The organism is Pseudomonas sp. M20 (assembly GCF_045037865.1).
GTDB lineage: Bacteria > Pseudomonadota > Gammaproteobacteria > Pseudomonadales > Pseudomonadaceae > Aquipseudomonas.
On the sequence record NZ_CP173611.1, the window covers coordinates 487,920 to 511,663 of the forward strand.

26 protein-coding genes and 1 tRNA gene are annotated in these 23,744 nt (G+C 57.8%); 23 read left to right on the plus strand and 4 right to left on the minus strand.

Annotated elements, in window-relative coordinates:
* Both ACI514_RS02075 and ACI514_RS02080 read right to left on the minus strand, forming a co-directional pair.
* Positions 1–2,037: an ATP-binding protein gene (locus ACI514_RS02075; RefSeq protein WP_405123000.1), complete on the minus strand. Its 2,037-nt coding sequence runs from the start codon at positions 2,035–2,037 to the stop codon at positions 1–3.
* A gap of 45 nt (positions 2,038–2,082) precedes the next feature.
* Positions 2,083–3,000, minus strand: a complete 918-nt coding sequence (locus tag ACI514_RS02080; protein WP_160059177.1) for a putative 2-dehydropantoate 2-reductase — start codon at positions 2,998–3,000, stop codon at positions 2,083–2,085.
* Between the two features lie 140 nt (positions 3,001–3,140).
* Here ACI514_RS02080 and ACI514_RS02085 point away from each other — a divergent pair, with 140 nt between their 5' ends.
* Positions 3,141–3,626 (plus strand): YajQ family cyclic di-GMP-binding protein, encoded by a 486-nt coding sequence (locus ACI514_RS02085; protein WP_007912755.1) that lies wholly within the window; start codon positions 3,141–3,143, stop codon positions 3,624–3,626.
* A gap of 181 nt (positions 3,627–3,807) precedes the next feature.
* Entirely contained in the window at positions 3,808–4,650 is an 843-nt protein-coding gene (locus ACI514_RS02090) for a mechanosensitive ion channel family protein (protein WP_034153426.1), read from the plus strand.
* A 118-nt stretch (positions 4,651–4,768) separates the two neighbouring features.
* On the opposite strand, the gene ACI514_RS02095 is transcribed toward ACI514_RS02090, so the two are convergent.
* Positions 4,769–6,133 (minus strand): OprD family porin, encoded by a 1,365-nt coding sequence (locus ACI514_RS02095; RefSeq protein ID WP_160059176.1) that lies wholly within the window; start codon positions 6,131–6,133, stop codon positions 4,769–4,771.
* 894 nt (positions 6,134–7,027) lie between these two features.
* Between ACI514_RS02095 and ACI514_RS02100 the strand changes: the two genes are divergently transcribed.
* Together ACI514_RS02100 and ACI514_RS02105 are read left to right on the plus strand one after the other, a co-directional pair.
* Complete coding sequence (locus tag ACI514_RS02100; protein ID WP_160060130.1) at positions 7,028–7,453, plus strand: HIT domain-containing protein; 426 nt, start codon at positions 7,028–7,030, stop codon at positions 7,451–7,453.
* A gap of 3 nt (positions 7,454–7,456) precedes the next feature.
* Positions 7,457–7,663 (plus strand): SlyX family protein, encoded by a 207-nt coding sequence (locus tag ACI514_RS02105; RefSeq protein ID WP_034153424.1) that lies wholly within the window; start codon positions 7,457–7,459, stop codon positions 7,661–7,663.
* A gap of 71 nt (positions 7,664–7,734) precedes the next feature.
* Here the strand turns inward: ACI514_RS02105 and ACI514_RS02110 are convergent, their stop codons facing one another.
* On the minus strand, positions 7,735–8,337 hold the full coding sequence (locus ACI514_RS02110) for a cold-shock protein (protein WP_007912746.1): 603 nt from the start codon (positions 8,335–8,337) through the stop codon (positions 7,735–7,737).
* Positions 8,338–8,649: 312 nt separating this feature from the next.
* Between ACI514_RS02110 and ACI514_RS02115 the strand changes: the two genes are divergently transcribed.
* The 19 genes from ACI514_RS02115 to nadA all read left to right on the plus strand — a co-directional run bounded on the left by ACI514_RS02115 (position 8,650) and on the right by nadA (position 23,722).
* Positions 8,650–9,120 carry a Dps family protein gene (locus ACI514_RS02115; RefSeq protein WP_007912745.1) on the plus strand — a complete coding sequence of 157 codons (471 nt, stop codon included), beginning with the start codon at positions 8,650–8,652 and terminating at the stop codon, positions 9,118–9,120.
* 185 nt (positions 9,121–9,305) lie between these two features.
* Positions 9,306–9,644, plus strand: coding sequence for a ribbon-helix-helix domain-containing protein (locus ACI514_RS02120; protein WP_160059175.1), 339 nt, complete (start codon positions 9,306–9,308; stop codon positions 9,642–9,644).
* Between the two features lie 131 nt (positions 9,645–9,775).
* Positions 9,776–9,997: an FmdB family zinc ribbon protein gene (locus ACI514_RS02125; RefSeq protein ID WP_007912741.1), complete on the plus strand. Its 222-nt coding sequence runs from the start codon at positions 9,776–9,778 to the stop codon at positions 9,995–9,997.
* A 102-nt stretch (positions 9,998–10,099) separates the two neighbouring features.
* The gene (gene aspS / locus ACI514_RS02130; RefSeq protein ID WP_016983822.1) at positions 10,100–11,875 is read left to right on the plus strand and encodes an aspartate--tRNA ligase; all 1,776 of its coding nucleotides are present in this window, start codon (positions 10,100–10,102) and stop codon (positions 11,873–11,875) included.
* 128 nt (positions 11,876–12,003) lie between these two features.
* Positions 12,004–12,750: a YebC/PmpR family DNA-binding transcriptional regulator gene (locus ACI514_RS02135; protein ID WP_007912738.1), complete on the plus strand. Its 747-nt coding sequence runs from the start codon at positions 12,004–12,006 to the stop codon at positions 12,748–12,750.
* Positions 12,751–12,906: 156 nt separating this feature from the next.
* Positions 12,907–13,434: a crossover junction endodeoxyribonuclease RuvC gene (gene ruvC, locus ACI514_RS02140; RefSeq protein ID WP_007951206.1), complete on the plus strand. Its 528-nt coding sequence runs from the start codon at positions 12,907–12,909 to the stop codon at positions 13,432–13,434.
* 115 nt (positions 13,435–13,549) lie between these two features.
* Positions 13,550–14,158, plus strand: coding sequence for a Holliday junction branch migration protein RuvA (ruvA, locus tag ACI514_RS02145; RefSeq protein WP_008080221.1), 609 nt, complete (start codon positions 13,550–13,552; stop codon positions 14,156–14,158).
* Positions 14,159–15,220, plus strand: a complete 1,062-nt coding sequence (ruvB, locus tag ACI514_RS02150) for a Holliday junction branch migration DNA helicase RuvB (RefSeq protein ID WP_405123001.1) — start codon at positions 14,159–14,161, stop codon at positions 15,218–15,220.
* 127 nt (positions 15,221–15,347) lie between these two features.
* Complete coding sequence (gene ybgC, locus ACI514_RS02155) at positions 15,348–15,815, plus strand: tol-pal system-associated acyl-CoA thioesterase (protein WP_095048214.1); 468 nt, start codon at positions 15,348–15,350, stop codon at positions 15,813–15,815.
* On the plus strand, positions 15,805–16,500 hold the full coding sequence (gene tolQ, locus ACI514_RS02160) for a protein TolQ (protein ID WP_008080223.1): 696 nt from the start codon (positions 15,805–15,807) through the stop codon (positions 16,498–16,500). Before ybgC ends, tolQ begins: the two co-directional genes overlap by 11 nt.
* Before the next feature lie 23 nt (positions 16,501–16,523).
* The gene (gene tolR / locus ACI514_RS02165; protein ID WP_161806672.1) at positions 16,524–16,976 is read left to right on the plus strand and encodes a protein TolR; all 453 of its coding nucleotides are present in this window, start codon (positions 16,524–16,526) and stop codon (positions 16,974–16,976) included.
* On the plus strand, positions 16,976–18,058 hold the full coding sequence (tolA, locus tag ACI514_RS02170) for a cell envelope integrity protein TolA (protein ID WP_016983827.1): 1,083 nt from the start codon (positions 16,976–16,978) through the stop codon (positions 18,056–18,058). The genes tolR and tolA overlap by 1 nt, the downstream gene beginning before the upstream one ends.
* A 17-nt stretch (positions 18,059–18,075) precedes the next feature.
* Positions 18,076–19,356, plus strand: coding sequence for a Tol-Pal system beta propeller repeat protein TolB (gene tolB, locus ACI514_RS02175; RefSeq protein ID WP_174244523.1), 1,281 nt, complete (start codon positions 18,076–18,078; stop codon positions 19,354–19,356).
* A gap of 52 nt (positions 19,357–19,408) precedes the next feature.
* On the plus strand, positions 19,409–19,906 hold the full coding sequence (gene pal, locus ACI514_RS02180) for a peptidoglycan-associated lipoprotein Pal (RefSeq protein ID WP_003178634.1): 498 nt from the start codon (positions 19,409–19,411) through the stop codon (positions 19,904–19,906).
* A 6-nt stretch (positions 19,907–19,912) separates the two neighbouring features.
* On the plus strand, positions 19,913–20,746 hold the full coding sequence (ybgF, locus tag ACI514_RS02185; protein WP_077574278.1) for a tol-pal system protein YbgF: 834 nt from the start codon (positions 19,913–19,915) through the stop codon (positions 20,744–20,746).
* Between the two features lie 166 nt (positions 20,747–20,912).
* The gene (queE, locus tag ACI514_RS02190) at positions 20,913–21,560 is read left to right on the plus strand and encodes a 7-carboxy-7-deazaguanine synthase QueE (RefSeq protein ID WP_007912722.1); all 648 of its coding nucleotides are present in this window, start codon (positions 20,913–20,915) and stop codon (positions 21,558–21,560) included.
* Position 21,561: 1 nt separating this feature from the next.
* A complete protein-coding gene (gene queC, locus ACI514_RS02195) occupies positions 21,562–22,254 on the plus strand; it encodes a 7-cyano-7-deazaguanine synthase QueC (protein WP_405123002.1) in 693 nt (230 codons plus the stop codon).
* A gap of 62 nt (positions 22,255–22,316) precedes the next feature.
* Positions 22,317–22,392: transfer RNA gene (locus ACI514_RS02200), tRNA-Lys, on the plus strand.
* 271 nt (positions 22,393–22,663) lie between these two features.
* Positions 22,664–23,722 (plus strand): quinolinate synthase NadA, encoded by a 1,059-nt coding sequence (gene nadA / locus ACI514_RS02205; protein ID WP_016773509.1) that lies wholly within the window; start codon positions 22,664–22,666, stop codon positions 23,720–23,722.
* Positions 23,723–23,744: the final 22 nt, after the last annotated feature.

Genomic DNA, 23,744 nt, shown 5'->3' on the forward strand with positions numbered 1-23,744 from the left:
TTACCTCGATAATTGATTGGTTTCGGCAGCGATGGGCAGCGGTTGCGTCAGCGGCAGGCGCAAGGTGAAACAGGTGCCCTGGCCCGGTGCTGACTGCACCTCCATCTGCCCTTTGTGATTGTTGGTAATAATGAAGTACGACACCGATAAGCCAAGCCCTGTGCCTTGACCGATTTCCTTGGTGGTGAAGAACGGCTCGAAGGTGCGTTTGCGCACGTTCTCGCTCATGCCGATGCCATTGTCTTCAACCTGAATCTCGGCCCACGGCGGATTGAGTTTGGTGCGCAGGATGATCCGCCCCGGCTCACTGTCGTCTTCGCGCTGGTGAATCGCCTGCGCGGCGTTTTTCAGCAGATTGAGCAGCACCTGTTCCAGTTCGTTGGCAGTGCCCGGCACCGGGCCGAGCGCCGGGTCGAACTGGCGGATGATCGCCTGGCCCTTGAAGTCGAAACCGATGGCCAGATCGAAGTCGTTGCCGGCAATTTCCACGGCTTGATCGATCAGCGCCGGCAGATCGCATGGCGCCATCTGCCGGGTACTGCGACGGCTGAAGCTGAGCATGTGCGTGACGATTTTCGCCGCGCGAGCGCCGGCCTGTTGAATGCCATCGAGCAATTGCGGCACTTCGCGGCCCTGCAGGTAGCGGTTCACGGTGTCCAGCTCGATGCCCAGTTGCTCGGCGGTTTCGAGGTTTTTTGGCAGATCGGCGGACAGGCGCCGCCGGATGTTCTGCACGTTGTGCAGGATTGCGCCCAGAGGGTTGTTGATCTCGTGGGCCATGCCGGCGGCGAGACCACCGACGGAGAGCATTTTTTCCGACTGCACCATCATTTCTTCCAGCGACAGACGCTGGGTGATGTCATCGATGCGGATCACCACGCCACGCCCGGCACCGCCCATCAATGGATAGAACGTCAACGCGTAATGCTTGGGCTCGTCGTCCTTGAACCAGGTTACCCGCTCGATTTTCGCCACGGTGTGCTGCTCGACCGTCTGTTTGAGCTGCGGCAGAAACGGCTTGAGCGGTTCGAAGGCAAGGAAAATTGGCTGGTTCAGTGCCTCGTCCAGTCGTGTGCCGGAGAGGGCACTGGCTTCCTGGTTCCACTGGGTGACGTAGAGCTGCTCGTCGAGGGCGATCAGTGCCGAGGGCATCGAGTCGATGATGCTGTTGAGGTAATTCTGGAAACCGGTGAGCTTCTTTTCGATCTTGCTGCGTACCTGGACTTCCAGCTCCAGCTTGCGGTTGGTGTGGCGGGTTTCCTCGGCCAGCCCCTGGGCCTGATCGTAGGCGGCTTGCGAGTCATCGCGGGCACGCTTGAGTTGCTGCTCGCGGGCTTCGATGCGCGACAGCATGGTGTTGAACGCTTCGGCGAGGCTGCCGATTTCGTCATGATTGCCGCGTGAAGCGCGCAGGGCATAGTTCTCTTCGCGGGTGACCTGACGCGACAACTCTTCGAGCTGGTGAATCGGTCGGGTGATCAGGCGTTTGATCTGCCGGGCAATCACCAGCCACAACAACACGCTGAAAATCAGAATGCCAAGGCTGGCGGTCAGGGTGCCGGTGTAGAAGGCCATCGGCAGTTCGCTGCTGGCCACCAGCAACAGATGGCCCGGCGCAGTGCCGGGGCGGGGCAGGGTGATCAACTGGTTACTGCGAAACTCGGTCAGTTGCCACGCTTCGATGTGTCGATAGCGTTCCGGCAGGCTGAGTTTGTCGCCGCGCTGGACTTGCGCCAGCCGTTCGCCCTTGCCGTCATACAGGGCAGCGGCGCGCAGCGGCGAATAGCTGTCGAGTTCTTTGAGCAGGCGCTCGGCGCTTTGCGGGGATTGCAGGGCTTCACTGACCAGACTCGGGTTGGCAATCAGCCGGCCGATGGTCTGCAAGGCCTGCGGTGCCATGCTTTCCTGAGAGATGTAATAGGCGGCGCTGATAAAGGTCAGGTTGGCGACCAGCAGGACCGTGGTCAACAGTACCAGCAGGGCGGCCAGCAGTTTCTGGCCGACCGGCAGGTTTTCGAGGCGCTGGCGCAATGGCATCAGGTTTTTCGCAGCAAAGGAACAAGTGGCCAGCGTAGCCGCTGCTCAGTCGCTGGGCAATCCAAGGCTGAGCAGATGAGCGACCAGGCGCTGCTGCAATTGATTGAGGTGCGGCAGGTTCAACTGGTGGCGCGCGGCGACTTTGCAGGCATGGCCCAACAGATAGCTGATTTCGGTGCGGCGCTGGTTGGCGACGTCCTGATACATCGACGAGTAATTGGCCGCCGTGGCGTGGATGACTCGCTCGACTTCCTGTTGCAGGTTGTCGGCGGCAGCCGGCTGGCCGCAACGCTCCAGCAGCTCGGCCAGTTCGCCGCACAGCGTGGCGACTTCGCAGTGATGTTCCTGCAATCCGCCGTTACGGCAATGGTGCAGCACGGTCAACGGATTGATCGCGCAGTTGAGCGCCAGTTTGCGCCACAACCGCGTGAGGATATCGGTGCTCCATTCATGGGGAATTTTCGCCGCCTCCAGATCGTCCAGCCAGATTGGCGCGACCGGATGGCCAGCGTCGCCCAGCCAGGTGAAGCCGTGGCCGGCAAACACGACACGCCAGGCGCCATCGCGAAAAGCACCTTCGGTGCTTGAAGCGCTGATGCAGCGGGCCAGTGGCACACGGTTGGCGACAGCGTCCTGGCTGCCGAGGCCGTTTTGCAGAAGGATCAGTTCGGCGTCCGCTGTCAGTCGTGGGGCGAGGCGGGCGACGGCGTTTTCTGCGTCGTAGGCTTTGCAGGCGACAAGCAAACGGCTGATCGGCTCAGGGCTGTCGGGTGTTTCGCCGGGAACCGTATAGGTGCTCGCCACACCGCGCTCCACCAGCGTCAAGCCGCCCGCAGCCTGATAGCTTTGCAAGCGTTCGGTGTCACGCACGATCAGTCTGACCGGCAAACCGGCCCGGGCCAGACGTGTGGCCCAAAGCGTGCCGAGGCTGCCGGCGCCCAATACATGCCAGGGGGTGGACATCAGTTTTTTGCTCGATTGCGTACAGGCATGTGCGGCTCGCCGTGTCGGTGGGAAAAGACCCGTTATAATGAGCCCGATTTTAACCGCAAGCCAAGCGCGCTCCATCCACATCGAGCGCGCCTTTTTATTGGAGAGATTACATGCCGTCGTTCGACGTGGTATCCGAACTGGACAAACACGAACTCACCAACGCGGTCGAGAACGCCGTGAAGGAACTCGATCGTCGTTATGACCTGAAAGGCAAAGGCAGCTTCGAGTTCAAGGAAAAAGACCTGACCGTCAGCCTCACCGCTGAAGCCGGGTTCCAGCTGGAAGCGATGATCGAAATCCTCAAGCTGGCACTGGTCAAGCGCAAGATCGACGTACAGTGCCTTGAAGTCAAAGACGCGTACGCTTCGGGCAAGCTGATGAAGCAGGACGCCGTGCTCAAGGAAGGCATCGACAAGGAGCTGGCGAAGAAGATCGTCGGCCACATCAAGGACGCCAAGCTTAAAGTGCAGGCCGCCATTCAGGGCGAGCAAGTGCGTGTGACCGGCAAGAAGCGTGATGACCTGCAAGAGGCCATCGCTGCACTGCGGGCCAAAGAGTTCGGCATGCCACTGCAGTTCAACAACTTCCGCGACTAAGCTCGGTCAGATGATCTGTGGGAGCGAGCCTGCTCGCGAAGGCTGTATGTCATTCAATAGTGAGTTGACTGACACACCGTCTTCGCGAGCAGGCTCGCTCCCACATTGTTTTGTGTACACCCGGCGGTTTTCTGCCGCTTATTTTTCGCGTGCCGAATGGCCGGAAATCAGGAGATAGAACATGGATTTGAATGCTGAGGTGGACAACCTGGTCAAGGCATCCCAGGCGTGGATCCCGATGATCATGGAATACGGCAGTCGTGTGCTGCTGGCGGTCATTACCCTGGCGATCGGCTGGTGGCTGATCAACAAGGTCACGCAGAAACTCGGTGGCCTTCTGGCCCTGCGCAATGCCGATCTGGCGCTGCAAGGTTTTATCAGCAGCCTGGCGAACATCATTCTCAAGGTCTTGCTGATTGTCAGCGTCGCTTCGATGATCGGTGTGGAAACCACCTCGTTCGTTGCTGCGATCGGTGCTGCCGGTCTGGCGATCGGTCTGGCCTTGCAGGGCAGCCTGGCGAACTTCGCTGGTGGCGTGCTGATTCTGTTGTTCCGTCCGTTCCGTATCGGTGACTGGATCGAAGCGCAAGGCGTATCCGGTACAGTCGACAGCATCCAGATTTTCCACACGGTGTTGCGTACCGGTGACAACAAAACCATCATCGTGCCAAACGGCAACCTGTCGAACGGCATCATCACCAACACCAACCGTCAGCCGACTCGCAAAGTTGTGTTTGATGTCGGCGTGGATTACGAAGCCGATCTGCAAAAGGCCCGTCAAGTGCTGCTGGATCTGGCCAAGGATGAGCGCGTGTTGCAGGATCCTGCCCCGCAGGCAGTGATTTCGACCTTGGGCGACAGTTCGATCACTGTTTCCCTGCGTGTGTGGGTCAAAACTGCAGACTACTGGGACGTGATGTTCATGTTTAACGAACAGTCGCGTGATCGTTTAAAGACTGCCGGCATTGATATTCCTTTTCCGCAGCGCGTGATTCGCGTGGTGCAGGAATCGGCAACACAATGATAGGTTGCTAATTAATTGCCTGACTTATCGGTCAGGCAACTATTGCAAGTGGCAGGCAATAAAAAAGGCCCATCGCAAGATGGGCCTTTTTTTATGCTTCCAAACTAACCACTGACGATTACAAGATGTTCAGTGGGTATTCGGTGATCAGACGGAACTCTTTGACATCGCCTTCGCCTTGGTCAGCGTTGGCAACGTGCCAGGCTTGACGAATGCGGAAGGACAGGTCTTTAGCCGGGCCAGACTGAACAACATACTTGGCTTCGAAGTTGGTTTCGTGGTGTTCGCCGTCTTCACCGTACAGCGGAGCGCCAGTGCTGGTGCGGTATTGGCTGTTTGCAGACAGACCGGTACCGTCGATATCCCAACCTTTAACGTAACGAACCATAAAGCTCAGGCCTGGAACGCCGTACTCGGCCATTTTCAGGTCGTAACGGGCTTGCACGGATTTCTCGCCTGGACCGTTGAAGTCAGAGTACTGGATGGAGTTGGCGAGGAAGATCGAGTCGCCACCACGGTTGTTTTTACCCACGCCGATGTAGTCGAACGGGGTATCGCCGTTGACCTTCTGGAAGGCCAGAGTGAAGGTATGAGCCTTCAGGAACGACAGTGCAGTTGCCAGGGAGAAGGTCGTGTTGCTGATGTCACCTGCCTGTTTGTCACCGGTGTCGGTAGTGCGGTAGATGTTGAAGTCAGTGTTCAGCGAAGTGTCACCGCCGAACGGGGTGGTCAGGTTCACGTTCGCGTAGTACTGGTTCCAGATATCTTCCAGCTTGGCACCGTAGAGCGAAGCGCTCAGGTTGTCGGTGATGCCGTACTTGCCGCCGAAGTAGTCGATCTTGTTGGCTTCTACACCCGAATAGTTGGAGTACAGACCGCCGTCACGGGCGTTCTTGTCCTGACTGGAAGACGAGTAGAAGTGACCGGCTTCAAGGTCAAGGTCTTTGATTTCGCTGCTCTGCAACTGGAAACCAGTGGCAGTTTGCGGAAGGATGCGGGAACCGCCAACAGCGAACACTGGAGAAGTGCTTGGCTGCATGTCACCGAATTTCAGCTCGGTTTTGGAAACGCGGAACTTGATGGAAGCGCCAGCCTTGCCTTGACTGTCGTTGACGTCGTGTGCATAGCCGTTGGCCTTGAGGGTATCGCTACGGCTCATGTTGCCAGTACCGGAAGTACCGTCACCACCATCCAGTTTCAAGGCCAGATAGCCGTAAGCATCAATACCTACACCAACGGTACCTTGGGTATAACCGGAGGTGAAGTTACCAAGGAAACCCTGGGTCCAGTCTTTCTGGTCGCGGCCGCCGTTCTTGTTGTCGCGGTTGAAGTAGTAGTTCTTCAACGTCTCGGTGAGTTTCGCGTCTTCAACAAAACCTTTGGCTTCAGCCTGGTCACTTACAAACGGGGCGGCCGTAGCCACTTGAGTACTGGCGGCTGCAGCAACTGCCAGTGCGATCATGCTCCACTTCATCACGCGCATCGTGATTTGCTCCTTTGGTTTTAGAAGAGTACTGCCGTCCCACCTGTTTTATTATCTGGGCGGCTCTTTCTTTTTGTGTCGGCGCAAACTTATATCACGCCGACAATGTTGGCGATACTTGCTGATCCAACCTTTCAGCATCTTTACGACGTTGTCGCAAATGGCGTGGTGGATGTCGCAAATTCACAGTACCGACGCAGCCGGACTGACAACTTTCTCGCTGTTTATGGGCCTTTTTGCATCGGTAAAAAAGAGTCCCTGGCAAAACACTTGAATCTCCATCGGGCAACCCTGCCACTGTTCTTATGGGGCTTAAGGCATCCACTTCCAGTGGTGCGCTTATAGTCCATATGAGTACGAATGCAACAAGCGTGCACAAACCGCAATTTGGTTGCGGTTATTTTTCTGAACACCCGCCTGTGCTTGTGAAAACCTTGTGAAAACGGGGCTTCAAGCCTGATTTTTTCAATGCTTGACGCCATTTCTCCTTTGGTGTTGCCACGCCGAAAAGCGCGCGTGACAACCAAAAACGTTACCGGTTCACCCCTCAGTGAGTATTTGGCGGATGCCCGACGCAGTGAGCGTAGACGCACTGTGCGGTTTTGGTGCAAAAAAATTTACAGCTGTTCTGAATTCATACAGCGTGCGCGGGCGATGACACTGAGCGTCTCTGCGGTTTTCGGTCATTTTTTCGGGTTGAGCGTCGATGCTGGTTTCATGCTGGTGCGTTGTGCTCGCAAATGTCACATGTCGGGGCGTTGGCAGAGCGGCGCAGTACACCGTCGTCGTGAAGGCTGGCGCATTCGCAGGTATGCTGCCGTCCTGTCGCTTGGTGCGCTGTCCGTATGGATCGCCGCTAAGCTGAATAATGAAGATCAGCCGGGAGTGCGCGCAGTGTTTGCTTTAGATTCACGACTTCAACAGGACACGCTGACCATCGGTGATTTCCCTCTCTGCCGACTGCTGCTGTCCAATGACGCCAATTACCCTTGGTTCATCCTGGTGCCTCGTCGCGACGATATCAGTGAGTTGTTTCAGTTGGATGTCGCCGATCAACAGCAGTTGTGGCAGGAAACCACCGCGCTGGCTGAGCTGCTCAAGGATTTGTTTGACGCCGACAAGCTGAACGTTGCAACGCTGGGCAACGTTGTCGCTCAATTGCACATGCATGTGATTGTGCGCAAACGCGATGATGCAGCCTGGCCCGCGCCGGTCTGGGGCAAACACCCGGCCAAGCCATACAGTGCCGAGCAGGTCGCCGCCATTCGCGAACGGTTGCGTCTGGTCCTGACCGAGCATTTCACCTTTGTGGAGGGCTGAGTCATGAGCCTGGAAGATCGCGTTACCGATCTGGAAAGCCGACTGGCGTTTCAGGATGACACCATTCAGGCGTTGAACGACGTGCTGGTGGCTCAGCAGCGCGTGGTCGAGCGCCTGCAATTGCAGATGGCGGCCCTGCTCAAGCGCCAGGAAGAGATGGTCGGCCAGTTCGAGTCCTTCGAGGATGAGGCGCCACCACCGCACTACTGATTCAGATACTTTTCATCAGGCGTAAAAAAACCGCGAACAGCACGCTGCTCGCGGTTTTTTAATGCCTTGGATCAGCGTCGCGGCAGAGCGGCGATCACGTCCTCGGCTTGCAGGCCCTTGTCCCGGTTCATTACCGAGAACTCCACACGCTGGCCTTCGACCAGGACGCGGTGACCTTCGCCACGGATCGCGCGAAAATGCACGAAAATATCATCTCCGGAATCCCGGGAGATAAAACCGAAGCCTTTGGAGGTGTTGAACCACTTGACGGTACCGGTATCACGATTGGTCATGTCATAGCTGGTCGGAGCGGCAGCCGGTGAAGAACGATAGAAGCTGACGGCCAGGTGCAGGACCACCGCAACCAGTGCAATCACCAAGGTGAACAGCACGGCTGGCTGACCGGCGATGACGGGCATCGGGGCGATCAGGGTCAGGGTTTGCAGGACAACGGTCAGTACCAGAAGAGCGCTGACCAGGTTTTGCAGATGCTGACGAGGGCCTTTGTTCCAAAAAGGAATCACTGGGGCAATCACCAGGTTCAGCAGGCCGAAAAAGGCCAGGTAAAGTGCATCGGGTTGTTGCAGGTAGGGAACGGCTTCGGATTTCAAGCTGGGTATGAACGACAGCAGCAATGCCGCTGCGCCCATTAGCAGGTGGACGATTTTCAACATTTTGATTGGCTCACGTTTATGACGGCTCACAAGGAAGAGCTGAAGGCGCACGGTTCGCTTCGGAACAAAATAAGAGGCGGTGGACACGTTCACGGCATCAGCCTATGCGCAACGCCCCGAAAAATGGGGCATGGCGACACACTGCCTATTTAACAGCAAAGCCTGCGGCTACTCAAATCAGCCCGGCCAGCGGCATCGCCTCGGTCGATTTGTCGCAGTGTGTGCACCTGATCGGGGCTGCGGGGTATCGACAGCCTTGCTAGAGTGGGTCTGCACCTGTTGGATGAATTCAATCGCCGTTAGGGGGTAAACATGGCAATCGATATCGGTATCAGTGAAGAAGACCGCAAGTCCATCGTCGAAGGCTTATCGCGTCTGCTGTCGGACACCTACGTGCTGTATCTGAAAACCCACAACTTCCACTGGAACGTCACCGGTCCGATGTTTCGGACGCTGCACTTGATGTTCGAAGAGCAATACAACGAACTCGCGCTGGCTGTTGATTTGATTGCCGAGCGTATTCGCGCCTTGGGCTTTCCGGCGCCAGGCGCCTACGCCACCTACGCACGCCTTTCTTCTATCAAGGAAGAGGTGGGCGTGCCGAGTGCCGAAGACATGATCAAGCAACTGGTCGATGGCCAGGAAGCCGTGACCCGCACGGCGCGTGGCATCTTCCCGTTGCTCGACAAGGTCAGCGATGAGCCGACAGCAGACCTGTTGACCCAGCGCATGCAGGTTCACGAGAAAACTGCGTGGATGCTGCGCGCGTTGCTGGAAGCATAATCCTGCGGACGCGCAGGCCAGCATTCGAAGGACTGCGCGCTGTCCGGAATCTTACCTGTATCGTTGGCTTATCCTACGGAGATGGTCAATAAGTCGTCTGGCTATAACTTTGTGTCTGCGCTTTTATGAAAGCCACAGGATGTGACTTTTCAAACAAGCAGAGATGGCAAAGGAGTGTCACCGATATGGTAGAGGGAGACAGGCGAGGCGACAGGATTGTCGGCTTGCCACATGAATTGAAAGTCGATCCGTTCGTCAACGAATTCGACATGGCACTGGTTCAGCCATCGTCACGATCCGTGCGTCTGAACGGTTATGCGACCTGCCTGCGGCTGGAGCGGGTCTACTGGGACATCCTCGGCGATATGGCCGCAGACAACTGCTGTTCGATCAGCTCGCTGTTGTCCCATGTCGACCGTGAAGTGCATTTGCGTCACGGCGGGGTGAGAAATTTCAGCGCGCTGGTGCGGGTGGTGTGTGTCATGAACGGCGTCAAGCAAGCTACACCTGCCGAATCGCGCTGAAGCGGCGGTTGCAAACGAGGTCGCGGCCTGTGCAGTCTTACGGCTGCACAGGCCGCATTTAATCGATATAATCCCGCTCTTTCGCCGCAAAGCCCTGCGCGCGGTGGCAATCTGATCGCCGAGACACCCCCATGCCGATGTACGATTATCAATGTGCTTCCTGTGGTCATCAGTTGGAAGCCATTCAAAAGATCAGCGAGGCCCCGCTGGTCGACTGCCCTGCCTGTCAGGCGCCAGAGCTCAAGAAGCAACTGTCGATGCCAGGCTTTCGCCTCAGTGGCGGCGGTTGGTACGAAACCGATTTCAAGACCGGAGCCAAGAAGAACCTGGCCGGTGGCGACAAATCTGACTAGGGTTCAACCCCAGGTTGAACGACACGCGTGAGTTTCCGCATTGCTTGAAAAGCAACGGGAGCTCCACCGAATTTTTCGAATTACGAGAAGCGAACCACGACCATGATGCGCAGCCACTATTGCGGCCAACTGAACGAAAGCCTGGAAGGCCAGGAAATTACCCTTTGCGGATGGGTTCACCGTCGTCGCGACCACGGCGGGGTGATTTTCCTCGATATCCGTGATCGTGATGGTCTGGCCCAAGTGGTATTCGATCCGGATCGCGCCGAGAGCTTCGCCGCTGCCGATCGCGTGCGCAGCGAATACGTCGTGAAGATCACCGGTAAGGTGCGTCTGCGTCCGGCCGGTGCCACCAACGCCAACATGGCGTCGGGCATGATCGAAGTGCTGGGTTACGAACTGGAAGTGCTGAACGAGTCGGAAACCCCGCCGTTCCCGCTGAACGAGTTCTCCGACGTTGGCGAAGAAACCCGTCTGCGTTATCGCTTCCTCGACCTGCGTCGTCCGGAAATGGCCGAGAAGCTGCGTCTGCGTTCGCGCATGACCACCAGCATCCGTCGCTTCCTCGACGAGAACGGCTTCCTCGACGTTGAAACGCCGATCCTGACCCGTGCCACCCCTGAAGGTGCGCGTGACTATCTGGTGCCAAGCCGCACTCACGCCGGTTCGTTCTTCGCGTTGCCGCAATCGCCGCAGCTGTTCAAGCAACTGCTGATGGTTGCCGGTTTCGACCGTTACTACCAGATCGCCAAGTGCTTCCGCGACGAAGACCTGCGCGCTGACCGTCAGCCAGAATTCACCCAGATCGACATCGAGACCAGCTTCCTCGATGAAAAAGAGATCATGGGCCTGACCGAAGAAATGATCCGCAACCTGTTCAAGGAAGTGCTGGGTCTGGAATTCGGCGACTTCCCGCACATGACTTTCGAAGAAGCCATGCGCCGCTACGGTTCCGACAAGCCAGACCTGCGTAACCCGCTGGAACTGGTCGACGTTGCCGACCAGCTCAAAGAAGTCGACTTCAAAGTGTTCAGCGGCCCGGCCAATGATCCGAAGTGCCGTATCGCCGCACTGCGCGTTCCAGGCGGGGCGAGCATGCCACGCAAGCAGATCGACGATTACACCAAGTTCGTCGGCATCTACGGTGCCAAGGGCCTGGCGTACATCAAGGTCAACGAGCGCGCTGCCGGTGTTGACGGTCTGCAATCGCCGATCGTGAAAAACATCCCGCTGGAAAACCTCAACGCCATCCTCGATCGCGTTGGCGCAGTTGACGGCGACATCGTGTTCTTCGGCGCCGACAAGGCCAAGATCGTCAGCGAAGCCCTGGGCGCGCTGCGTATCAAGCTCGGTCACGACCTCAAGCTGCTGACCTGCGAGTGGGCGCCAATGTGGGTCGTCGACTTCCCGATGTTCGAAGAAAACGACGACGGCAGCTTCTCCGCGCTGCACCACCCGTTCACCGCACCGAAGTGCACGCCGCAAGAACTCGAAGCCAACCCGGCTGGCGCTCTGTCCCGCGCGTACGACATGGTGCTGAACGGTACCGAACTGGGTGGCGGTTCGATCCGTATCCACCGTAAAGAGATGCAACAGTCGGTATTCCGCCTGCTGGGTATCAATGAAGCGGAACAGGAAGAGAAGTTCGGCTTCCTGCTCGACGCCCTGAAGTACGGTGCACCGCCACACGGTGGTCTGGCTTTCGGTCTCGACCGTCTGGTGATGCTGATGACCGGCGCCCAGTCGATCCGTGAAGTGATCGCTTTCCCGAAAACCCAGAGTGCTGCCGACGTGATGACGCAAGCGCCGGGTGTGGTGGATGCCAAGGCACTGCGCGAATTGCACATTCGTTTGCGCGAAACGCCAAAGGCTGAGTAAGACGGGCCTGAAGGCGCATCTTCGGATGCGCCTTTTTTCTATCTATAGAGAGCAGGTCGAGATTTTTTGTGTGCTTGCCGCTGCATGAGCAGGGCGGGCAACGTTTCAAAGAGAATTCGGAGCGAGTTATGGCAGGTCATTCCAAGTGGGCGAACATCAAGCACCGCAAAGAACGTCAGGATGCCAAGAGAGGCAAGATTTTCACCAAGTGGATCCGCGAACTGACCGTTGCGGCCCGTCAGGGCGGCGGTGATCCCGGCTCCAACCCGCGTCTGCGTCTGGCGCTGGACAAGGCGCTGAGCGCCAACATGAGCCGCGACATCATTGACCGTGCCGTCGCGCGCGGCGCCGGTGCCACCGAAGCGGACAACGTTGAAGAGCTGACTTACGAAGGTTATGGCCCCGGCGGCGTGGCGGTGATGGTCGAGTGCATGACCGACAACCGCAACCGTACTGCGGCAGCCGTTCGTCATGCGTTCAGCAAGTGCGGTGGCAACCTCGGCACCGACGGTTCGGTAGCTTACTTGTTCGAGCGCAAAGGCCAGATCAGCTTCGCGCCGGGCGTTGATGAGGACGCACTGACCGAAGCGGCGCTGGAAGCCGATGCCGATGACGTGGTCAGCCACGAAGACGGCTCGATCGATGTGTTCACCTCGTTCACCAGTTTCTATGCCGTGCGTAACGCGCTGGAAGCCGCCGGTTTCAAGGGTGATGACGCGGAAATCGTCATGCAGCCGACCACCAGCGCCGAACTGGATCTGGAAGGCGCGGAAAAGGTGCTCAAGCTGATTGACATGCTTGAGGATCTGGATGATGTGCAGAACGTCTACTCCAACGCGGACATTCCGGAAGACGTGGCCGCTCAGCTCGGTTGATGCAAATAGAAAGGTCGCAGTTTTTGCTGGCTCTACACTTCACCTGTAGGAGCTGCCGAAGGCTGCGATCTTTCTGTTTTTGAAAGATCAAAAGATCGCAGCCTTCGGCAGCTCCTACATGTACCCTCAGCTTTCGCATCAATTTCTGCAGGCGTTATGACTTTAATTCTTGGTATCGACCCCGGTTCGCGCATTACCGGTTACGGCATTGTTCGAGATACCGGGCGTGGTGGCTGCATCTATGTGGCCTCGGGCTGTATCCGCACCGGCGCCGGCGAACTGCACGAGCGCCTGCAAATCGTCTATCGCGGCGTGCGCGAAATCATCCAGACGTACGGCCCGGTCACCATGGGTATCGAAAAAGTCTTCATGGCGAAAAACGCCGATTCGGCGCTGAAACTCGGTCAGGCTCGCGGCGCTGCAATCGTGGCTGGCGCTGAAGAGAGCCTGGAGATCGCCGAGTACACGGCCACTCAGGTCAAGCAGGCTGTAGTCGGCACTGGCGCCGCCAATAAAGAACAGGTGCAGATGATGGTCATGCACATGCTCAAGCTCACCAGCAAACCGCAAATCGACGCCTCGGACGCTCTGGCCATTGCCATTTGCCATGCGCACACCCGTTCCAGTCTGCTGCCGCACGGCTTGGGAACGGCACGCAGTCGTGGCGGGCGCCTGCGTCTCTGATAGCATCAGCATCAATTTTCCTGAAAGCGGATTTCTTGCGCCTGGGTCGTCGGCCCGGAATTCGTCTTTCGACAGTCGCCAGCCCACGGCTGGCCAACGCTCAAGGATCTGAAACGTGATTGGACGCTTGCGCGGCACCCTGGCTGAGAAACAGCCGCCGCACCTGATTCTGGATGTAAACGGCCTCGGGTATGAGCTGGAAGTGCCCATGACCACGCTTTATCGCCTGCCGTCGGTCGGTGAACCGCTGACCTTGCACACGCATTTGGTCGTACGCGAAGACGCGCAATTACTCTATGGTTTTGCCGGCAAGCGTGAGCGAGACTTTTTTCGCGAGTTGATCCGTCTCAATGGTGTCGGGCCAAAATTGGCCCTGGCCTTGATGTCGAGTCTGGAAGTCGACGAGCTGGTTCGCTGTGTGCAGTCGCAGGACACCTCGGCGCTGACCAAGGTGCCGGGCGTCGGCAAGAAAACCGCAGAACGTCTCCTGGTCGAACTGAAAGACCGCTTCAAGGCCTGGGAAACGTCGCCGGCCATGTTCGCGCTGGTACCGAATCAACCGGACGGCCCGGCGCCGGTCAACACCGCCGAGAACGATGCGGTCAGCGCGCTGATTTCCCTGGGCTACAAGCCGCAGGAAGCGAGCAAGGCGATTACCGCCATCAAGGACAAGAATTTGAGCAGTGAAGACCTGATCCGCCGCGCCCTGAAGGGAATGATTTAAGTGATTGAAGCTGATCGTCTGATCACCGCCGCGCACAGCCCGCGCGAGCGCGAAGAAGTCCAGGACCGCGCGATTCGCCCGGTCAGCCTGGCCGACTACATCGGCCAGCCGACCGTGCGCGAGCAGATGGAGCTGTTCATCCAGGCCGCCCGTGGCCGTAGCGAATCCCTCGATCACACGCTGATCTTCGGCCCGCCGGGTCTGGGCAAGACCACGCTGGCCAATATCATCGCCCAGGAAATGGGCGTGTCGATCAAGAGCACTTCCGGTCCGGTACTGGAGCGTCCGGGCGATCTGGCGGCGTTGCTGACCAATCTTGAGCCGCACGACGTACTGTTTATCGACGAAATCCATCGTCTGTCGCCGATCGTTGAAGAAGTGCTGTACCCGGCGATGGAAGATTTCCAGCTCGACATCATGATTGGCGAAGGGCCTGCAGCGCGTTCGATCAAACTCGATCTGCCGCCGTTTACCCTGGTTGGCGCAACCACTCGCGCCGGCATGCTGACCAACCCGTTGCGTGACCGCTTCGGTATCGTCCAGCGTCTGGAGTTCTACAGCACGGCTGATCTGGCGACGATTGTCAGCCGTTCCGCAGCCATCCTCGGTCTGCCGCTGGATCCGGATGGCTCGTTCGAAATCGCGCGTCGGGCCCGTGGTACGCCGCGAATTGCCAACCGTTTGCTGCGCCGGGTGCGCGATTTCGCCGAAGTCCGTGCTAAAGGTCATATCACCAAAGCGGTGGCAGACCTGGCGTTGAACCTGCTGGATGTCGACGAACATGGTTTCGATCATCAGGATCGGCGTCTGCTGCTGACCATGATCGAGAAGTTCGATGGTGGCCCGGTCGGCATCGACAGTCTCGCCGCTGCGATCAGCGAAGAGCGCCACACGATTGAAGATGTGCTGGAGCCGTATCTGATCCAGCAGGGTTACATCATGCGCACTCCACGGGGCAGGGTGGTGACGCGCCATGCGTACCTGCACTTTGGTTTAAACATTCCGTCACGAATGGGTGAAATGCCCGTGGCAGACGAGTTTCTCGATGCCGTGGACGATTGATACACATTTTTTGTCGATTTATTCAGGGTTTGTACGGTCATAGGACGGTACTTTTGCGGTAAAGCCCTGAAACCATGAAAAACAGTTGCCTGGCCGGATTGGCAACCTGAGGAGTAAGCACTAGAGTATGCGCGCGCAAAACGGGCTTGAGTCGTTCGCACATCGTTGTCGCGTTTATTACGAGGACACCGATGCGGGCGGCATCGTGTATTACGTTAATTACCTCAAGTTTATGGAACGGGCTCGAACCGAGCGGCTTCGCGAGCTGGGCTTTGCCCAATCGCAGCTGGCAGGGGAGGACCTGTTGTTTGTCGTGCACTCCAGCGAAGCGCGCTACCACGCGCCGGCGCGACTGGATGACGAACTGCTGGTAAGCGCTGATGTAATCGAATTGAACCGGGTCAGCCTGCGCTTCAAACAGCAGGTCAGGCGGGCAACGGATAATGTGCTGCTCTGTGAGGGGCAGTTTTTGGTGGCCTGTGTGCGCACTAACAGTTTGAAACCCCGGGCCCTTCCCGAAGACTTGCGTGCGGCCTTTGCCGACGCGGTCGGCCCGGGTACACACTCAAAGCAGGAGATAAAGCGTGGAAGCTAACGTCGTCGACCATTCCTCCATGTGGAGCCTGGTCAGCAATGCCAGCATCGTGGTGCAGTTGGTAATGTTGACCCTGGTGGCCGCATCGGTGACCTCATGGATCATGATCTTTCAGCGCAGCAATCTGCTGCGCGCCGGTCGACGTGCCCTGGAGAGCTTCGAAGAGCGCTTCTGGTCGGGTATCGACCTGTCCAAGCTGTACCGTCAGGCGGGCAGCAACCCTGACCCTGATTCGGGTGTGGAGCAGATCTTCCGCGCCGGTTTCAAGGAATTCTCCCGTCTGCGTCAGCAGCCAGGTGTCGATCCTGAAGCAGTGATGGAAGGCGTGGCCCGTGCCATGCGCGTCGCCATCTCCCGTGAAGAAGAGAAACTGGAGCAGAGCCTGCCGTTCCTCGCCACCGTCGGTTCGGTCAGCCCGTACATCGGTCTCTTCGGTACCGTGTGGGGCATCATGAACTCCTTCCGCGGTCTGGCCAGCGCCCAGCAAGCAACCCTGGCCACTGTGGCCCCGGGTATCGCCGAAGCCCTGATCGCCACCGCGATCGGTCTGTTCGCGGCGATCCCTGCGGTTATCGCTTACAACCGTTTCGCCGCTCGCAGCGAAACCTTGTTGGGCCGCTACTACACCTTCGCCGATGAATTCCAGGCGATCCTGCACCGCAAAGTGCACACCAGCGAAGAATAAGCAGGTAATTTCCAATGGCTTTAATCGCTCGAGCTCGCAAAAAGCGCAAGCCGGTTGCCGAGATGAACGTGGTGCCTTACATCGACGTGATGTTGGTACTGCTGGTCATCTTCATGGTGACCGCGCCGATGCTCAATCAGGGCGTGAAAGTTGATCTGCCCAAGGTTTCCAGCGAAGCCTTGCCGCAGGACAACAACACTCAGGTCCTGACCATTTCGATCAAGGCTGACAAGACCTACTACTGGAACCTTGGCAGCGAAGTCGATACCGAAAAGCAACAGGACAGGGCCATGACCCTGCCGCAAATGACCGACGCAGTGACCAAGATCATTCGTGCCGGCACTGAAGGCGGCAAGCGTACCCAAGTCTTCATCCGCGGTGACAAGACCGTCGATTATGGTTCCGTCATGGGCGCCATGGGCGGGTTGCAGAAAGCCGGGGTCGGTAATGTTGGTTTGATTACCGAGGCCCCCTGATGCAGCAACAGCGAGAGCCGTCCGCCTCGGAAAGCTACTTCTGGCCTAGTGTTCTGGCGATTGTCCTGCACGTGCTGGTGTTCGGCATGCTGTTCGTCAGTTTTGCCTTTACACCGGAACTGCCGCCGGCCAAACCGATCGTCCAGGCGACCCTGTACCAACTGAAATCGAAAAGTCAGGCAACCACCCAGACCAATCAGAAGATTGCGGGTGAGGCGAAGAAATCCGCCGCGCGCCAGACCGAAGTCGAGCAGATGGAGCAGAAGAAGGTCGAGCAGGAAGAGATCAAGGCCGCTGCGGAACAAAAGAAAGAAGAAGCGGCTCAAAAAGCCGAGGAAGCCAAGAAGGCCGACGAGTCGAAGAAAGCAGACGAGGCGAAAAAGGCTGACGAAGCCAAAAAAGCCGACGAAGCCAAGAAGACCGCCGAAGCCAAGAAGGCTGAAGAGAAACAATTGGCTGATATAGCCAAGAAGAAATCTGAAGAAGAAGCGAAAAAGGCTGCTGAAGAAGAGGCCAAGAAAGCCGCTGCTGAAGAAGCCAAGAAGAAGATTGTCGAAGACGCGAAGAAGAAAGCCGCCGAAGACGCCAAGAAGAAAGCTGAAGCTGAAGAGGCGAAGAAGAAAATCGCCGACGAAGCGAAGAAGAAAGCTGCTGCCGATGCTGCGAAGAAGAAAGCGCAGGATGCGGCACGTAAATCGACCGAAGACAAAAAGGCTCAGGCCTTGGCCGATTTGCTTTCCGACACGCCGCAGCGCCAGCAGGCCTTGGCCGATGAGCAGGGCGACGAAGTCGCGGGCAGTTTCGATGACCTGATTCGTGCGCGAGCTGCGGAAGGCTGGGCTCGTCCACCTTCGGCACGCAAAGGCATGACGGTGGTGTTGCAGATCGGCATGTTGCCGGACGGTACGGTGACTTCGGTCAGCGTGGCCAAGTCCAGTGGCGATGGTCCGTTCGATGCTTCGGCAGTGGCAGCGGTCAAAAATATTGGACGTTTGACAGAAATGCAGGGAATGAAGCCGAGCGATTTCGCTCCGTATCGTTCATTCAAGATGACATTCACACCTGAGGATCTAGCCTTGTGAGAAACCTTCTTCGAGGAATGCTGGTCGTGATCTGCTGCATGGCAGGGATCGCGATGGCGGATGAAAAGAACATTCTGGTCACCAGCGGCAGCGATCGGGCAACCCCGATCGCCGTTGTACCGTTCGGTATGCAAGGCGGTGCCGTGCTGCCTGATGATATGGCTGAAATCATTGGTAACGATTTGCGCAACTCGGGCTACTACTCGCCGATTCCAAAGCAAAACATGATCAGCCAGCCAAGCCAGCCGAGCGAAATCATCTTCCGTGACTGGAAGGCGGTAGGTGCTCAATACATGATGGTCGGCAGCATTGCTCCAGCCGGCGGTCGCCTGCAGGTGCAGTGGGCACTGTTCAACGTGGCCACCGAACAGAAAGTGGCTGACGGCAGTGTTTCCGGCACCACCGAGCAACTGCGCGACATGGCGCACTTCATCTCCGACCAGTCGTTCCAGAAGCTGACCGGTATTGAAGGTGCGTTTTCGACTCGCCTGCTGTACGTGACGGCTGAGCGCTTCTCCGAGAAGAACACCCGTTACACCCTGCAGCGTTCGGACTACGACGGTGCTCGCGCCGTGACCTTGCTGCAATCGCGTGAGCCAATCCTGTCGCCGCGTTTTGCACCGGATGGCAAGCGCATCGCCTATGTGTCGTTCGAGCAGAAGCGCCCACGCATCTTCATGCAGAACATCGACACCGGTCGCCGTGAGCAGATCACCAACTTCGAAGGTCTGAACGGCGCGCCAGCCTGGTCGCCGAACGGTGATCGCCTGGCGTTCGTGCTGTCGAAGGACGGTAACCCGGATATCTACGTGATGAATCTGGCTTCGCGCCAGATCAGTCGCGTAACGAATGGCCAGGGCATCAATACCGAACCGTTCTGGGGCAAGGATGGCTCGACTATCTACTTCACCTCCGACCGTGGCGGCAAGCCGCAGATCTATAAAACCAGCGTCGGTGGCGGTGGTGCCGAGCGTGTTACGTTCATTGGCAACTACAACGCCAACCCGAAACTGTCGGCAGATGAAAAGACTTTGGTGATGATTCATCGTCAGGATGGCTTCACCAATTTCAAGGTGGCAGCTCAGGATCTGCAGCGAGGTAGTGTAAAGATCCTCACTGATAGCACTCTGGACGAGTCACCTACTGTTGCGCCCAACGGCACCATGGTAATCTACGCCACCCGCCAACAGGGCCGGGGAGTCTTGATGCTCGTGTCCATTAATGGACGCGTTAGGCTCCCGCTTCCTACCGCTCAAGGCGAAGTCAGAGAACCGTCCTGGTCCCCTTACCTGAAGTGAGCGGGCGCTACACGTTTTACTTAACACACTGGGGTTCATTAGGAGTTTCACGATGGAAATGCTGAAGTTTGGTAAATTTGCTGCGCTGGCTCTGGCCATGGCTGTAGCTGTAGGTTGCTCGTCCAAAGGCGGCGACAACGCCGGTGAAGGCGCTGTTGATCCAAACGCTGGTTACGGCGCAAACACTGGTGCCGTTGACGGTTCCCTGAGTGAAGAAGCTGCTCTGCGCGCAATCACCACCTTCTACTTCGAATACGACAGCTCGGACCTGAAGCCAGAAGCCATGCGCGCTCTGGACGTTCACGCCAAAGACCTGAAAGCAAACGGCGCTCGCGTTGTTCTGGAAGGCAACACCGACGAACGTGGTACTCGTGAGTACAACATGGCACTGGGCGAGCGTCGTGCGAAAGCCGTTCAACGCTACCTGGTACTGCAAGGTGTTTCCCCAGCTCAGCTGGAACTGGTTTCCTACGGCGAAGAGCGTCCAGTTGCTACCGGCAACGACGAGCAGTCCTGGGCTCAAAACCGTCGCGTCGAACTGCGTAAGTAATTCGATATGCGAACGTGCCGTCGTGCTGTAACTGTTCTGGCTCTCAGCCTCGCGCCGCTTGCGGCGTGGGCTGCGGTTCCTGTGGTCGATGACAACTCCGGTTATAACAATAGCGGGAGCAGTTATCCGCCTGCAGGTTACGGTACGAACGGCGCCTATGCCGGGGGAGCGGCTTCGGCCCCTACCTCGGCACAAGGCATGCTGTTCAACCAATTGCAACAGATGCAGGATCAGATATCGCGCCAGCAAGGTGTGATTGAAGAACTGCAGAATCAGGTTGCGCGCATGAAGCAGGAATCCCTGGAGCGATACCAGGATCTTGATCGGCGCATAGGATCCGGTGCTGCACCTGCCGCGACTCCTGAGAATTCTTCTGCCGGTGGCGATGCAAGTGCTGCTGCCGGTGCTGCCGCTGGCGCCGGGGCTGCTGCCCAGGCACCTGCTGCAAGCAGTGAACCGGGTGATCCGGCCAAGGAAAAGCTGTATTACGATGCCGCTTTCGACCTGATCAAAGCCAAGGATTTCGACAAGGCCAGCCAGGCTTTTGCCGCTTTCCTGCGCAAATACCCGAACAGCCAATACGCGGGCAACGCCCAGTACTGGTTGGGTGAAGTGAATCTGGCCAAAGGCGATCTGCAAGGTGCAGGTCAGGCTTTCGCCAAGGTTTCGCAGCTCTATCCCAAGCACGCCAAAGTGCCGGATTCGCTGTACAAGCTGGCTGATGTAGAGCGTCGCCTCGGTCATACCGACAAGGTCAAAGGCATTCTGCAGCAGGTGGTCGCCCAATATCCGGGTACCTCGGCTGCGCAGTTGGCCCAGCGCGATCTGCAACGCATGTAAGCAGGCTTGACCCGTTTGGAAGAAACCCGCGCTTGTCGCGGGTTTTTTCGTTAGAATTCACGCCCTTTTTCTGAAACACGCTTCTTGCGGTCTACGCGTTGGCGGGATTGCCTGAAGTGCCTGACGGAGGCGGACAGCCTGTTTAGCTGTTACGCCCGTGGCGACTATGCAAGACACATTGAGAATCACCGAAGTTTTCTACTCGTTGCAGGGGGAAACGCGGACTGCCGGGCTGCCCACGGTTTTTGTGCGCCTGACCGGTTGCCCTTTGCGTTGCCAATACTGCGACAGCGCCTATGCCTTCAGTGGCGGTACCGTGCGCACCCTCGACGACATCCTTGAGCAGGTGGCCGGATTTCGCCCGCGCTACGTTTGCGTCACCGGCGGTGAGCCGCTGGCACAGCCGAACGCCATTCCTTTGCTCAAACAGTTGTGTGATGCCGGTTATGAGGTTTCGCTGGAAACCAGCGGCGCCCTCGACGTCTCGGCGGTCGATCCGCGCGTCAGTCGCGTTGTCGACCTGAAGACGCCGGATTCGAAAGAAGCCCATCGCAACCGTTACGAGAACATCGAACTGCTGACGCCCAACGATCAGGTGAAGTTTGTCATCTGCTCGCGGGACGACTATGACTGGGCCGTCTCCAAACTGATTCAGTACGGTCTCGATCGGCGTGCCGGTGAAGTGCTGTTTTCCCCAAGCCACCATGACCTCAATGCTAGGGATCTGGCGGACTGGGTGGTGGCGGACAACCTGCCGGTGCGGTTGCAATTGCAGTTGCATAAATATCTATGGAATGACGAGCCGGGGCGCTGATATGACCGAACAACTGAACACCACTGAAAAACGTGCGGTCATCCTGCTGTCCGGTGGCCTGGATTCGGCGACTGTTGTAGCCATGGCTCGCGCGCAAGGCTACAGCTGCTACACCATGAGCTTCGATTACGGCCAGCGTTCCCATGCCGAATTGCACGCCGCCGCACGCGTCGCCCGCGACTTGGGTGTGGTCGAGCACAAGGTGATTGGCCTGAACCTCAATGGCATGGGCGGCTCAGCCCTGACCGACAGCAGCATCGACATCCCCGAAGAGCTGGGTGAAGGCATTCCAGTGACGTACGTGCCGGCGCGTAACACGGTGTTCCTGTCGCTGGCATTGGGTTGGGCGGAAGTACTCGGTGCCCGCGAGATCTTCATTGGTGTCAACGCGGTGGACTATTCCGGTTACCCGGATTGCCGTCCCGAGTTCATTGAGTCGTTCGAGCGCATGGCCAATCTGGCGACCAAGGCTGGCGTTGAAGGCAATGGCTTCCGCATCCAGGCGCCCCTGCAGAACCTGAGCAAGGCGCAGATCGTCCAGGCGGGCGTGAAGCTTGGCGTTGATTATGGCCTCACCGTTTCCTGCTATCAGGCTGACGATGAAGGCCGCGCGTGCGGCAAATGCGACAGCTGCCGCCTGCGCGCAGAAGGCTTCGCGGCGGCTGGTGTGGACGACCCGACAACTTATTTTTGATTTTTTTCAAAAAGGTGTTGAATAGTCCTTAAAAATCAGTATTATACGCGCCACCACACAGCGGGTCGTTAGCTCAGTTGGTAGAGCAGTTGGCTTTTAACCAATTGGTCGTAGGTTCGAATCCCACACGACCCACCATATTTGGCGGTTTAGAAAATCCGGAAGGCCCACGAAAGTGAGGATTTCCGGGTTTTTTTTTGCCTGCAATTTCGCTATGCGCTATTTCAATACCCGCAGCGCTGACGCAGGTCAGAATCATCTTTTGTATCAACGGGATATTCTGTAGCCTTGCGCAGCTTCAACGCTGTCCGTGCCTGATAATACTCACTCTCCCGGCGGTACCCTCAAGCGGTCCGGAGCCGGGTGTATACTCGACTTTCGCGCGAACGCGCCTGCAGGTCTTGCGAACATGACGCAGATTTCCGAACGCCTTCTGGTTCAAGCCCATCTCGATGCCAAACAGCCCAAACCGCTGACGGCCGAGGAAGAGGCTTATTACCGTTCTGCCATCGCCGCCGAGCTCAAGGCTCAGGACGCGGTGCTGGTGGCCCACTTTTATTGCGACCCGGTGATTCAGGCTTTGGCCGAAGAAACCGGTGGCTGTGTCTCTGACTCCCTGGAAATGGCTCGCTTCGGTAACGCTCACCCGGCGAAGACCGTGGTGGTCGCCGGCGTGAAGTTCATGGGCGAGACCGCGAAGATTCTCAACCCGGAAAAACGCGTGCTGATGCCAACCCTGGAGGCGACTTGCTCGCTGGATCTGGGTTGCCCGGTCGACGAGTTCTCGGCGTTCTGTGATCAGCACCCGGAGCGCACGGTGGTGGTCTATGCCAACACCTCTGCGGCGGTCAAAGCCCGGGCTGACTGGGTAGTGACGTCGAGTTGCGCGCTGGAAATCGTCGAAAGTCTGATGGACAACGGCGAGACCATCATCTGGGGGCCGGACAAGCACCTCGGCACCTATATTCAGCGCAAGACCGGCGCCGACATGCTGCTGTGGGACGGTGCCTGCATCGTTCACGAGGAGTTCAAGTCCAAGCAGCTCGAAGACATGAAAGCGTTGTACCCGGATGCTGCGATCCTCGTGCACCCGGAATCGCCAACGTCGGTGATCGAGTTGGCGGACGCCGTCGGTTCTACGAGTCAGTTGATCGCTGCCGCGCAGAGCCTGCCGAACAAGACGCTGATCGTCGCGACCGACCGTGGCATCTTCTACAAGATGCAGCAGTTGTGCCCGGACAAGGTCTTTATCGAGGCGCCAACTGCCGGTAACGGCGCAGCCTGCCGCAGTTGCGCGCATTGCCCGTGGATGGCCATGAACACCCTTGAGCGCACGCTCAAGAGCTTGAAGGAAGGCACGAACGAGATCTTTGTTGATCCGGCGTTGATTCCGCAGGCGATTCGGCCGTTGAAGCGCATGCTCGACTTTACCCAGGCAGCGCGGATGAAGCTGGCCGGTAACGCCTGAAAGCAAAAGATCGCAGCCTGCG